Here is a 12,813-nt window from a genome sequence, read left to right as displayed (position 1 = left end):
TTTTGCGATCAGCTACGTGCCAGAGGCAAGAAAACCAAGGTCGCCTTCGTCGCCGGCATGCGTAAGTTGCTCACTCAACTCAACGCCATGATGCGTGACGCCAAACACTGGAACCCCTCCAAACCATGATCTTTTGCGCTTCAAACCTTGACTCTCAATACAGTTGCTTTCTTTGCAGCAGCAAAGAAAGTTACCCCCGCCCCGGGGAGGGGCAGTGCTAATAAACCAACACGAATGCGGGATCCGGCGACGTCAAAAAAACCTCAAACAACCCCAGCCCCCCGCCGCCGCAACAGCGCATAAAAAATAATCGCGCCAAACGTAGCGGTCCCGATGCCCCCAAGCGCGAACCCACCGAGTTTGAGCGTGAAATCCCCGGTCCCAAGCACGAGTGTCACGGCAGCCACGATGAGATTCCGGTTATCCGAAAAATCCACCTTATTGACGACCCAAATCCGCGCCCCAGTGACGGCGATCAACCCGAACACGACGATCGAAACACCGCCCAAAACAGGCCCAGGAATCGTCTGAATCACCGCGCCGAACTTCGGCGAAAACCCGAGCACGATTGCGAACAACGCAGCAATCACAAACACGAGCGTCGAATAAATCTTGGTGACGGCCATCACACCGATGTTCTCGGCATAAGTCGTCACCCCCGTACCGCCCGCGAAACCGGAAGCGATCGTCGCCAATCCATCGCCGATGAACGCACGCCCGATGTACTTGTCGAGGCTCTTGCCGGTCATCGCGCCAACCGCCTTGATATGCCCGAGATTCTCCGCGACGAGAATGATCGCGACAGGTGCGATCAGCGTCATTGCGGGGGCTTCGAACACCGGCGCGGTGAAGTGCGGCATGCCGAACCACGCCGCCTTCGCGACGATCGAAAAGTCAATCGGCTTGCCCATCCCCATGCCGTTGGTCAGCACCGCATAGATCGCGTAAGCAATCGCAAGGCCGATCAGAATCAGCAGGCGCTGCGCCATGCCGCGCGCAAACACCGCGACGCCGCCCACGCACAGCACGGTGACGAGCGCCATCCACGATTCGAAGCTGCTGCCCATCACGCCCTTCACGGCGATCGGCGCGAGATTCAGCCCGATCACGCAGACGATCGCGCCCGTCACGACCGGCGGCATCAGCGCTTCGATCCACTTCGTGCCGACCGCCGCAACGATCACGCCGATGATCGCGTATGCCACGCCGCACGCGATGATCCCGCCAAGCGCCACGGCGATGTTCATGTTCGGGCCGTGGCCGCCGTAGCCCGTCACCGCGATCACGAGTCCAATGAATGCGAAGCTCGATCCGAGGTAACTCGGCACGCGCCCGCCGACCAGCACGAAGAACAACAACGTGCCGATGCCCGACATGAAAATGCACAAATTGGGATCGAAGCCCATCAGGAGCGGCGCGAGGACGGTCGAGCCGAACATCGCGACGACGTGCTGAATACCCATCGCGATCATCTGCGGCCAGGCGAGGCGCTCGTCAGGCGCGACGACGCGGCCCTCGCCGGCATCCGGCTGGACCGGCCAGCGCGGGAAATAGGAATCGGACATGGGGCGGGCCTCCTTCGCGGCGGTGAAGCGCCGTCGAAGCGGCGCGCGTGATGAAAAAACTGGCGCGAGTGTACGGAGCGTGCCGTCGGGTGGCAAGCGAGCCGATATTACGACCGTTTGAGCCGCCGCCGCGCGCGCCGTGTCACGCCCGCTTCAGCGCGCCAGTTCGAACACGGCGACCGCGCTCTTCAGATGCTCGGCCTGATCGGCCATCGCGCCCGCGGCGGCAGCGGCCTGCTCGACGAGCGCCGCGTTCTGCTGCGTCACCTGATCCATCTGCGCGACGGCGCGATTCACCTGCTCGATCCCCGCGCTCTGCTCGTGCGAAGCCGACGAAATCTGCGCCATGATGTCCGTCACGCGCTGCACGGCGTGCGTGACCTCGGCCATCGTCGAACCCGCGCGCTCGGCGAGCGCCGCGCCGCTGTCCACGCGCGCCGTCGATGCTTCGATCAGTTCCTTGATCTCCTTCGCCGACGTCGCGCTCCTCTGCGCGAGGGAACGCACTTCGCCCGCGACCACTGCGAATCCGCGGCCTTCCTCGCCGGCGCGCGCCGCTTCCACGGCGGCGTTCAGCGCGAGAATGTTTGTCTGAAACGCGATGCCCTCGATCACGGCGATGATGTCCGTCATGCGCTTGCTGCCCGACGCCAGTTCGCGCATGTTCTCCACGACTTCGCCGACGAGCTCGCTGCCGCGCGCCGACACATCGGATGCGCCGCGCGCGAGGCCGCTCGCTTCGTCGGCATTGCTCGCGTTCTGGCGCACGGTCTGCGTGAGCTGCTCCATGCTCGACGCGGTTTCCTCCAGCGACGCCGCCTGCTCTTCCGTGCGCTGCGACAGATCCGTGTTGCCTTGCGCGATTTCGCGCGATGCGAACAGGATCGAATCGCTCGAATGACGAATCCCACCGACGATATCCGCGAGCTTCGCGCTCATGTTGCCAAGGCTCGCGAGCATGCTGCTGTCGTCGCCAGGACGCGTGTCGACGCGCGTAGCCAGATCGCCGCGCGCGATGCGGTCGGCGATATCCGCTGCGTACGCCGGCTCGCCGCCGAGCTGCGCCGAAAGCCGCCGGCCGATCAGCACCGCGAGCAGCGCGCCCGCCAGCATCGCGCCGAAGACGAATGCGAGCATGACGATGCGCATCGTTTCGTATTCCGATGCCGCGTTGTTGCGCGCTTCGGTCGCGCGCTTGCGCTTGAATTCGGCGAGGCGTTCGAGCGAATCGCGTGCGGTCTCGCTCGCGGCGATCGCACGCGAGACGATGCCCATTTGATCGACGTCGATCGGCATCGGCTTCTTGCCCATTTGCATCAGCACGATGTCTTCCCACGCCGCGACCGACTCGCTCGCCGCATCGTAGGCCGCGATGCCGTCCGCGGAGCGCACGGTCGCGCGCAGACGCTCGAATGCACGGTGCATGCCGTCGAGCGAGCCGGCCATGCCTGCCTTCAGCTTTTCCTTGCCGGCATCGTCGGCAAAGGTGAGGTTCGCGGCGGCGAGGTCCGTGTTGAGCTTGTGCTTGTTGACTTCCTCGACCCAGTAGAGGCCGTCCATGTGGCGATCGCCGATTTCCTCGATCAGCCCGTTCATCTTCGCGAGCGAAATCACGCCGGTGGCGCCCACGCACGCGGTGAACAGAATCACCACCACGAAGGACAGCAGCAGCTTGCTGCGCACGGACAGCCGGTCAAACCATTTCATCGAAATCTCCTCTCGTCGAACCGAGCGGACACTGCCCCGCCGCGTCCCGGTTCCACGCCAAAGCCAGCGCCCCGCAGACGACGCCCGCGGCCAGCGCTACGCGAACCTCGGTTCGCGCACAAAGTGGCTTTACGGCCTGCGTTTCGACTTTCTTGAGCGACCTATGCGGGAGATAACGCCGTGCGAATGAGCGCTGACAAGCCCGAGAAAGAGCCGTGAAAGGAGTGGTGAAAGAATTCCACTAATTGCTGCCAAATAGCAGACAAAGTAGGCAAATTCTTAATTGGGAGTTTTCTTATATGGGCGCGCAACGTTGCAACGTATGCTGTCTGTGTGCGTGTTCCATGTGTACGCATGTAGTCGTTGCAACTCTCCGATTACCGCCCTTGGCACCCGGCTTGGGCGGTTCTTTTTGGGCGATCGCTTTTCGCGCCGATGCGCGTCCGGCAAGCCTGCCGCTTGTCGCCCTTCCCCGTATCGATGAACAAACGCCCGCGCGAGCGCTTTGACACTCGCGCGAAGCCGCGTTACTGCCGCACCGGCTTCTTCGCCAGCTTGCGCTGAAGCGTGCGCCGATGCATGTTGAGCGCGCGCGCCGTCGCCGAAATATTGCCGTTGTTCTCGGCGAGCGCTCGCTGGATATGTTCCCATTCGAGCCGCGCGACGGAGAGCAGCGTCGGATTCTCGATCGCTTCTTCGGCCGTCTGCTCGCTGGCTTGCTCGTGCAGCGCGGCGAGAATCGTTTCGACGTTCGCGGGCTTGGCCAGATAGTTGTCCGCGCCGTCCTTCACCGCCTGCACGGCGGTGGCGATGCTCGCGTAGCCGGTCAGAACGAGAATGCGCGCATCGGGCTGAAGGTCGCGCAGCGGCGCGACGAGGCGCAGGCCGGAATCGTTGCCGAGGTGAAGATCGACCGTGATCTGGCCGAACTTGTGCTGGTTGGCGAGCTTCAGCGCTTCGTCGCCGTCGTGCGCCTGATGCGGGGTGTAACCGCGGCGCGTGAGGCCGCGCGCGAGAATGCCGGCGAAGACTTCGTCGTCGTCGATGATCAGAAAGTTGGTATCGCTCATTTTTTCTCCGTAGTGCCTATCGTGCCTTCAGGCGCGCCTTGCTTCGAGTTCAGGCCGCACCGCTTCGTTCAGTTCCAGCCGCATCCGCCGACGCCGCGACAGCCACCGCGCCGCGGTTCGGCAGACGCAGCACTGCGCAGGTGCCGCGCGGCTTGCCGTCGATCAGTTCGATCGATCCGGACAGCCGCGCCGCCGCCGCGAACGCCAGATAGAGCCCGACGCCGTGCCCGCCTTGCGTGCTGTCGACCGGACCCGCGCCGAGCGTGGCGCGTAGCGCAGCCGGAATGCCCGGGCCGCTGTCGCACACGTCGAAGCGCACGTAATCCATGTCGTCGATGTCTTCCGCCGACGCCTGCAGCGTCACCGATTCGCTGCTCGCGCGCGCGGCGTTGTCGAGCAGAATCGTCAAGATTTGGCCGACGGCCACGGGATCGTCGATGGACGCGTCCGCTGGTGTCTCACCGAGCTTCGCGAACTTCACCTGCGGATGCCGCAGACGCCATTGTTCGATGAAACTCGACAGCCATTCGCCGAGCGGCTGCCGGCTCGACGGTCCCGTCGCGCGGCTGCGCAGGCGCGCGAGCGCGGACGTGCAGAGCGCCATCTGCTGCTCGAGCAGCTCGAAATCCGCCGCGTAGGGCGCGAGATTGCGGTCGTGCGCGGCGGCATCGCGCAATTCCTCGGACAGCATCGCGATGGTCGAAAGCGGCGTGCCCATTTCATGCGCGACGGTCGCCGCCTGCACGCCGAGCGCGACTGCACGCTCGTCGCGCAGATGCCGCTGCTGAGCGTCGGCGAGCGCGGCGTCGCGCACGCGCAGCGCCCGAGACATGCGCGCGACGAACCAGCCGATCAGCCCGACGCTCACCATGAAGTTGACCCACAGGCCGGTACGGAAATAATCGAAGAGATTCGCCGGATTCTCGATATTGAGCGGCACGTAGTTATACGAAAGCAGCGCGTAGCAGGCGACGGCGAATAGCGCGAGGCAGGCCATCATCGTCCACGGCAGCACGGCGGCGGCGATCGCGAGCGACGGCAAATACAGCGTGACGAACGGATTGGTCGCGCCGCCCGACAGAAACAGGAGCGCCGAGAGCGCGCCGAGGTCGACCAGCATCTGGCCGAACAGCTCGGAATTGGTCTCCGGCCGCGCCCGCGCGACGCGCAGCCACGTGAGACCGTTGAAGATCATTTCCAGCGCGATCACGAGCAGCATCGCGGGCAGAGGGAGTTTCGCGCCGAAAAAAATCTGCACGACGGCGATGGTCGTCAACTGGCCGATGATCGCGAGCGAGCGAAGCCAGAAGAGATGACCGAGATTGACCCGTCCGGTGTTGGTTATGCGATGCATTGAGTCGAGTGCCCGATGGTGCCGTAGCGCGTTCGCGCTTCATGCGACATTATCCCGCTTGCACCTGGCTTGCTGCGGCATCTGGCGCGATTTGTCGCACCTCGCCGGGCGGGCACGGCGGCACGCGGTCTGCTAATCCGCAGATGCGACGCGCGCGACCTGCGCCGCGAGACACGCGGGACACAGGCAGCCGATGCCCGGACGCAGCGCATCGGCGGGAAGCGCGGGCAGCGTCGCGCACCAGCATGTCGCGTCGCCCGCGAGCTTGCCGCAGCGAAACGCCGCGCCGCAGCGCTCGCAGACCTGAGCGCCGGGCGCGTCGCGATCGCTCTTTTCGCTGTGTACGTTCATCATTTTGTCACCGGTCCGATCGAACGATGATCGCATGCCGGCCATCGCGCCGGAACCAGAAACCAAGCATAGTATTTCGACCTGCTGCGCTGCGGCAGTCCTGTACAATTCGGCGTGTTTAAACGCCCTCGCCCCATTTGCCGCCATGTCCGAGCTACCTGACCTCACGCAAATCGCGCCTACCCTGAAGGCTGAAATCCTGGCCGAGGCGCTGCCCTACATCCGTCAGTATCACGGCAAGACGGTCGTGATCAAATACGGCGGCAACGCCATGACCGAAGAGCGGCTGAAGCAGGGCTTCGCGCGCGACGTCATCTTGCTGAAGCTCGTCGGCATCAATCCGGTGATCGTGCACGGCGGCGGCCCGCAGATCGACCAGGCGCTGAAGAAGATCGGCAAGCAGGGCACCTTCATCCAGGGCATGCGCGTCACCGACGAAGAAACGATGGAAGTCGTCGAGTGGGTGCTCGGCGGCGAGGTGCAGCAGGACATCGTCACGCTCATCAATCATTTCGGCGGTCAGGCGGTCGGTCTGACGGGCAAGGACGGCGGCCTCATCCACGCGCGCAAGCTGCTCATGCCGGATCGCGATAATCCGGGCCAGTTCATCGATATCGGCCAGGTCGGCGAAGTCGAGGCGATCAATCCGGCCGTGGTCAAGGCGCTGCAGGACGACGCGTTCATTCCGGTCATTTCGCCGATCGGCTTCGGCGAAGACGGTCTCTCGTACAACATCAACGCGGACCTCGTCGCGGGCAAGCTCGCCGTCGTGCTGAACGCGGAGAAGCTCGTCATGATGACGAACATCCCCGGCGTGATGGACAAGGAAGGCAATCTGCTGACGGACTTGTCCGCGCGCGAAATCGACGCGCTCTTCGCCGACGGCACCATCTCCGGCGGCATGCTGCCGAAGATCTCCTCGGCGCTGGATGCAGCGAAGAGCGGCGTGCGCTCGGTGCATATCATCGACGGGCGCATCGAGCATTCGGTGCTGCTCGAAATTCTGACCGAACAGCCGTTCGGCACGATGATCCGCTCGCATTGAGCATTCCCTCGCTCCTCGAACGCCCGCCCCTGCGCGGGCGTTTTCACATATGACCACGCATCGCCCGTCCCGCCAACGCCGCGTCAAGACACACGGCCCCGTCTGGCTCTTCGATCTCGACAACACGCTGCATCACGCGTCGCACGCGATTTTCCCGGCGATCAACCGCGGCATGACGCAGTACATCATGAGCCGTCTGAACGTCGACATCGACGAGGCGAACCGGCTGCGCGTCGGCTATACGTTGCGCTACGGCGCGGCGCTGCTCGGGCTCGTGAAGCATCACGGCATCGACGCCGCGGACTTCCTGCGCGAAGTCCATACCTTCCCCGACCTTCCGTCGATGGTGCGCGCCGAGCGCGGCCTCGGCCGCATGGTGCGCGCGCTGCCCGGCCGCAAGATCGTACTGACCAACGCCCCGACGCTCTATGCGCGCTCGGTGCTCGCGGAGCTGGGCATCGCGAAGCTGATCGAGCGCGTGATCGCGATCGAAGACATGCGGCATGGCGACCGATGGCGCGCCAAGCCCGACGCGCCAATGCTGCGTCACGCGATGCGCCGTGCGCATGTGCGTATGGAAGACGCGATCCTCGTCGAAGATACGCACGGGCATCTGAAGCGCTATCGGCGGCTCGGGATTCGCACGGTGTGGATCGTCGGTCACTTGCCGGTCGGGCGCACGTCGGGCGGCGGGATGTCGGCGCGCAAGCCGGGCGCGGGGCGGCCGCATTATGTGGATCGCACCGTGCGATCGCTGCGCGCACTGACGCTCGGGATGCGCGGCAGCGTGCTCTGACGCGATGGCGTCCATCGCGCCGATTGCTTCTACATCCGAAACAGCCGGCGCGCGAGCAGGTCTTCGAGGTCCGAGCGCGCATCGACGACGAGATGCACGTAGATGATGTCGCCATCGACCTTGTAGATGATGCGGTTCGTGCCGCTCAGGACTTCGTAGTAGCCCGACATGCGAAAGTCGACGAGCTCGGGCGGCGTCGTGCCGTCGCGCGGCGCGGCTTCGATCTGCGCGATGCTGTCCGCGAACTTGTTGCGCGTGGCGGCCCAGGCCGTGCCGCCGAACTTGTTGATGACGTAGCGCCGGAAGTCCTTCAAATCCTGCCGGACGGGATCGAGAAAGACGGTCTTCACTTGACGCCTTCCTCGCGGTCCATGCGCTCGATCTCGGCGAACACGTCGCCGGCGCTCGTGCACTGGCCGGCTTCGATGGTCTTCTGTCCCATCGCCAGAATCTTCAGGAGCGCGAGCGTCTGATGCAGATCCTCGTATGACTGCACGTCCTGCACGACCACGCGGCCTTCGCCGTTCTGCGTGATGAGCATCGGCTCGCGGCTCTCGACGATATTGCGGATCATCTCGGCCGCGCGGCCCTTCAGATGACTCAGCGGTCTGACGCGGCTCGGTTTCATCCCCGTTCCCTGGCAAGACGAGACGATTAGTCAATATAGGCGCTAAACCGGAGCGCACCCAAGGCCGCCGCAAATGGCGGCTTTATGACGATTTCCGCTATACTTCATCGCTAACGAGAATTTCCCGTTACTCAACAACGCGCCGATTTGCTGACTCGATTGCGGGCGCGCGAACCTCAGTGCTCATTGCGCGAGGCTCACTATAAATGCGGCTAAAGAGGTCGTCAGCCGCGCCACTCCGCTCTACTCCCGCGCTCAGCCGACACCCGTTTAGCCGCCTGGTAAAAGGCGGAATGAATGGAATCGATCGGCATCGTCACGCCCCAAACACTGCGCTTCACCGAACCGCTCGCAATGCAGAACGGCTCGTCCCTCAGCGACTATGAGCTCGTCGTCGAAACGTATGGCGAGCTCAATGCCGCGCGCTCGAACGCGGTGCTCGTGTGCCATGCGCTCAATGCTTCGCATCACGTCGCCGGCATTCACGCCGATAATCCGAAGGACGTCGGCTGGTGGGACAACATGGTCGGCCCCGGCAAACCGCTCGACACGAACCGCTTCTTCGTCATCGGCGTCAACAATCTCGGCTCGTGTTTCGGTTCGACGGGGCCGATGAGCATCGATGCCTCCACCGGCAAGCCGTATGGCGCGAGCTTTCCCGTGGTCACGGTGGAAGACTGGGTGAACGCGCAGGCGCGACTCGCGGACCGCTTCGGCATCGAGCGCTTCGCCGCGGTGATGGGCGGCAGCCTCGGCGGCATGCAGGCGCTCGCGTGGAGCATGATGTATCCGGAGCGGCTCGCGCACTGCATCGTGGTGGCATCGACGCCGAAGCTCTCCGCGCAGAACATCGCGTTCAACGAAACGGCGCGCTCCGCGATTCTCTCCGATCCCGACTTCCACGGCGGCGATTACTACGCGCACGGAGTAAAGCCGCGCCGCGGCTTGCGCGTGGCGCGCATGATCGGCCACATCACGTATCTGTCGGACGACGACATGGCCTCGAAATTCGGCCGCGCGCTGCGCCGTGCCGAAGGCGCGCTCGATGCGTACAACTTCAACTTCGACGTCGAGTTCGAAGTGGAATCGTATCTGCGCTATCAGGCCGACAAGTTCGCCGAATACTTCGACGCCAACACGTATCTGCTCATCACGCGCGCGCTCGATTATTTCGATCCCGCGAAGGCCTTCGACGGCGATCTCACGAAAGCGCTCGCCAATACATCGGCGAAATACCTCGTCACGAGCTTCACGACGGACTGGCGTTTCGCGCCCGCGCGCTCGCGCGAAATCGTGAAGGCGCTGCTCGACAACAAGCGCACGGTGAGCTACGCCGAAATCGACGCGCCGCACGGCCACGACGCGTTCCTGCTCGACGACGCGCGCTATCACAACCTGATGCGCGCTTACTACGACCGCATCGCCACGGAGGTCGGCGCATGAACCAGAACACCCTCGATTCGCTCGCGTTGCGCTCGGACTTTCGCGCGATCGCCCGCTGGGTCGAGCCGCGCTCGACCGTGCTCGATCTCGGTTGCGCCGACGGCTCGCTGCTCTCGCTGCTCGGCGAGGAGCTCGAAGTGAAGGGCTATGGCATCGAGATCAACGATGCCGGCGTGCTCGCGTGCGCGCAAAAAGGCGTGAATGTGATCCAGCAGAATCTCGAAGACGGCCTGCGACTCTTCGAAGACGACAGCTTCGACTTCGCGATCCTCTCGCAGACGCTGCAGACGATTCACCAGACCGCCGCGATCCTGCGCGAGACCGTGCGCGTCGGACGGCAGTGCATCGTGTCGTTTCCGAACTTCGGTTACTGGCAGCATCGGCTGTCGGTGATTCAGGGGCGCATGCCGGTATCGAAATCGCTGCCGTATCAGTGGCACAACACGCCGAACGTGCGCGTGCTGACGATCAAGGATTTCGAGGCGCTCGCGCCGGAAGTCGGCATCGAGATTCTGGATCGCGTGGTGCTGCACGACGGGCAGCCGGTCCGTTGGGGCGCGAACTGGCGTGGTAGTCTTGCGGTCTATCGCGTGAAGCGCCGGTAACCATGACCGGCGTCGTCACGCATCGACAACCGCCGGTTTACACGACATGCCCGATACGCCACACGAGGCGCCCGCTTTAACTGCTCACGAAGATCACCCTGGCTGGCGCGCATTTCTCAACAAGCGCATCCTCATTTGCGTCTTTCTCGGCTTCACGTCCGGATTGCCGCTCTTCACGCTCTACAGCCTGTTGCAGGCGTGGCTCACGACTGCGCACATCAACGTCAAGGACATCGGCCTGTTCGCGCTGATCGGCCTGCCGTACACGTGGAAGTTCGTCTGGTCGCCGCTGATGGACCGCTACATTCCGCGTTTTCCGGGCTGGCGTCCCGGCAGGCGGCGCGGCTGGATGTTCGCGACACAAGTGCTCGTGATGATCGCCATCGGCTCGTTCGGGTTCTTCTCGCCCGAGCAGAGCCTGTGGACCGTCGCCGCGATCGCCACGCTCGTCGCGTTCTTCGGCGCGAGTCAGGACATCGTCATCGATGCGTATCGACGCGAACTCCTCGCCGATACCGAGCAAGGGCTAGGCAACGCGGTGCACGTCAATGCGTACAAGGTCGCGGGTCTCGTGCCCGGATCGCTGTCGCTGATTCTCGCGACGTTCCTGCCGTGGAAGACGGTCTTCATCATCACGGCCGCGTTCATGATTCCGGGCATCATCATGACGCTCGTCGTGAAAGAGCCGCAGATTCACGGCGCGCCGCCGAAGAATCTGCGCGAGGCGATCGTCGAGCCGTTTCACGAATTCGTCACGCGCGACGGCTGGCGCGCGGCGCTCGTCGTGCTCGGCTTCATCTTCCTGTACAAGCTCGGCGATACGATGGCGACCGCGCTCGCGACGAAGTTCTTCATCGACGTGGGCTTTTCGCTCGCGCAGATCGGCGTGATCGCGAAGGCGGTCGCGTTCTGGGCGAGCATCGCGGGCGGATTGCTCGGCGGCATCGCGCTGGTGAAGATCGGGATCGCGCGCGGGCTGTGGATCTTCGGCTTTTTGCAGATCATCGCGACGCTCGGCTTTGCGTGGCTCGCCAAGATCGGGCCGTCGCCGGTGGCGCTCGGTGTGTTGTACGGCTTCGAAACCTTCGCGACGGGTCTCACGCTCGCCACCTTCACCGCGTACATCGCCAGCACGACGGACCCGCGCTACACCGCGACGCAATTCGCGCTCTTCACGAGTCTCGCCGCCGTGCCGCGCACGTTCGCGGCGGCGGGCAGCGGCTATATCGTCGCTGAAACGGGCTGGTTTCCGTACTTCCTGATCTGCGTCGCGCTGTCCTTTCCGGGCATGTTACTGTTGCCGAAAATTGCGCCCTGGAGAACTCAACGATGACGGTTTCTTTCAAGTTTCGCGCCTTGGTTTGCGCCGTGACATGGGCGTCGCTCGCGCCTTTGTCCGCGCAGGCTCAGGACGAACAGAAGACGCCGCCGCCGTACTCCGCACCGAACAACCAGATCCGCTTCGGTAATACGGCGCTCTTTCGCAATCTGATCGCGCCCGCGACGCTCGAAGCGCAGTCCGCCGAGGAATACGCGCAGGTCATCCACGACGCCGAGCGCAACAAGACGCTTCTTCCCGACAGCAACCCGCTGGTCAAACGCGTGCGCGATATCGCGAATCACGAGATTCCGTTCGCGCTCAAGTGGAACGATCGCGCGAAGAGCTGGAAGTGGGAGATCAACGTCATCAAGTCGCCCGATGCACGCATGGTGTGCCTGCCGGGCGGGAAGATCGTCGTGTATAGCGGGCTCATCGACAAGCTGCGTCTGAACGACAACGAAATCGGCATGATGATCGGCCACGAGATCGCGCATGCGCTGCGTGAGCACGCGCGCGAACGGCTCGGCCGCCAGCAGGCGGCGCAGCTTTCGTCGGGCGGCATGCCGCAGCTTTTCGGGTTTTCGAACTACGCGTCGCAGCAGCCCGATATCGGCGACGAACTGCTTTCCATGCGCTATTCCCCCGCCGACGAAACTGAAGCCGATGTGATCGGCAGCGAGATCGCCTCGCGCGCGGGCTACGATCCGCGCGCGGCCGTCACGTTGTGGAACAAGATCGATACGGCCACGCGCCGCGCCGATGACGGCTTCATCTGGCTGCATCCGTACGGGCCGGATCGCAAGCAGGACTTGCTCAAGCGCATGTCGGACATGATGCCGCTGTATGCGAAGGCGCTTGGCAAGAGCATCGATGCGTTGCCGAATTATGCGGGGATGGGGCGGTTCAAGAAGCCGGGGCGGTAGCTATG

General features: G+C 63.8%; 13 protein-coding genes and 1 pseudogene. 7 read left to right on the top strand and 7 right to left on the bottom strand.

Annotated elements, in window-relative coordinates:
• Positions 1-129, top strand: a pseudogene (locus AWB74_RS49010) (IS110 family transposase); the annotation flags it as partial.
• A 134-nt stretch (positions 130-263) separates the two neighbouring features.
• Here AWB74_RS49010 and AWB74_RS09045 read toward each other — a convergent pair.
• The 5 genes from AWB74_RS09045 to AWB74_RS09025 all read right to left on the bottom strand — a co-directional run bounded on the left by AWB74_RS09045 (position 264) and on the right by AWB74_RS09025 (position 6,050).
• Positions 264-1,565, bottom strand: coding sequence for a solute carrier family 23 protein (locus AWB74_RS09045; RefSeq protein ID WP_061146417.1), 1,302 nt, complete (start codon positions 1,563-1,565; stop codon positions 264-266).
• Between the two features lie 153 nt (positions 1,566-1,718).
• Entirely contained in the window at positions 1,719-3,272 is a 1,554-nt protein-coding gene (locus AWB74_RS09040; protein WP_061146416.1) for a methyl-accepting chemotaxis protein, read from the bottom strand.
• A gap of 527 nt (positions 3,273-3,799) precedes the next feature.
• A complete protein-coding gene (locus tag AWB74_RS09035) occupies positions 3,800-4,342 on the bottom strand; it encodes a response regulator transcription factor (RefSeq protein WP_061146415.1) in 543 nt (180 codons plus the stop codon).
• A gap of 49 nt (positions 4,343-4,391) precedes the next feature.
• Complete coding sequence (locus AWB74_RS09030; RefSeq protein ID WP_061146414.1) at positions 4,392-5,696, bottom strand: ATP-binding protein; 1,305 nt, start codon at positions 5,694-5,696, stop codon at positions 4,392-4,394.
• A 132-nt stretch (positions 5,697-5,828) separates the two neighbouring features.
• Complete coding sequence (locus AWB74_RS09025; protein WP_061146439.1) at positions 5,829-6,050, bottom strand: cysteine-rich CWC family protein; 222 nt, start codon at positions 6,048-6,050, stop codon at positions 5,829-5,831.
• 142 nt (positions 6,051-6,192) lie between these two features.
• Here AWB74_RS09025 and argB point away from each other — a divergent pair, with 142 nt between their 5' ends.
• Together argB and AWB74_RS09015 are read left to right on the top strand one after the other, a co-directional pair.
• Positions 6,193-7,092 carry an acetylglutamate kinase gene (gene argB / locus AWB74_RS09020; protein WP_016343979.1) on the top strand — a complete coding sequence of 300 codons (900 nt, stop codon included), beginning with the start codon at positions 6,193-6,195 and terminating at the stop codon, positions 7,090-7,092.
• A 49-nt stretch (positions 7,093-7,141) separates the two neighbouring features.
• Positions 7,142-7,888: a pyrimidine 5'-nucleotidase gene (locus AWB74_RS09015; RefSeq protein WP_061146413.1), complete on the top strand. Its 747-nt coding sequence runs from the start codon at positions 7,142-7,144 to the stop codon at positions 7,886-7,888.
• Between the two features lie 29 nt (positions 7,889-7,917).
• On the opposite strand, the gene AWB74_RS09010 is transcribed toward AWB74_RS09015, so the two are convergent.
• Positions 7,918-8,238, bottom strand: coding sequence for a type II toxin-antitoxin system RelE/ParE family toxin (locus tag AWB74_RS09010; protein ID WP_061146412.1), 321 nt, complete (start codon positions 8,236-8,238; stop codon positions 7,918-7,920).
• Positions 8,235-8,516 (bottom strand): type II toxin-antitoxin system Phd/YefM family antitoxin, encoded by a 282-nt coding sequence (locus tag AWB74_RS09005; protein WP_061146411.1) that lies wholly within the window; start codon positions 8,514-8,516, stop codon positions 8,235-8,237. Before AWB74_RS09005 ends, AWB74_RS09010 begins: the two co-directional genes overlap by 4 nt.
• 297 nt (positions 8,517-8,813) lie before the next feature.
• Between AWB74_RS09005 and metX the strand changes: the two genes are divergently transcribed.
• Genes metX through AWB74_RS08985 form a run of 4 tightly spaced genes read left to right on the top strand, consistent with a single transcriptional unit; the run spans position 8,814 to position 12,808 of the window.
• Positions 8,814-9,959: a homoserine O-succinyltransferase MetX gene (gene metX, locus AWB74_RS09000; RefSeq protein WP_061146410.1), complete on the top strand. Its 1,146-nt coding sequence runs from the start codon at positions 8,814-8,816 to the stop codon at positions 9,957-9,959.
• Positions 9,956-10,564, top strand: a complete 609-nt coding sequence (gene metW, locus AWB74_RS08995) for a methionine biosynthesis protein MetW (RefSeq protein WP_014190125.1) — start codon at positions 9,956-9,958, stop codon at positions 10,562-10,564. Before metX ends, metW begins: the two co-directional genes overlap by 4 nt.
• A gap of 46 nt (positions 10,565-10,610) precedes the next feature.
• A complete protein-coding gene (locus AWB74_RS08990; RefSeq protein ID WP_061146409.1) occupies positions 10,611-11,897 on the top strand; it encodes an AmpG family muropeptide MFS transporter in 1,287 nt (428 codons plus the stop codon).
• Positions 11,894-12,808, top strand: a complete 915-nt coding sequence (locus AWB74_RS08985) for a M48 family metallopeptidase (protein ID WP_061146408.1) — start codon at positions 11,894-11,896, stop codon at positions 12,806-12,808. Before AWB74_RS08990 ends, AWB74_RS08985 begins: the two co-directional genes overlap by 4 nt.
• The last annotated feature ends 5 nt before the right edge of the window (positions 12,809-12,813 follow it).

Origin of the sequence: Caballeronia arvi (assembly GCF_001544695.2) — a bacterium.
Classification (GTDB): domain Bacteria; phylum Pseudomonadota; class Gammaproteobacteria; order Burkholderiales; family Burkholderiaceae; genus Caballeronia; species Caballeronia arvi.
This window is presented reverse-complemented; position numbering and strand designations above follow the sequence as displayed.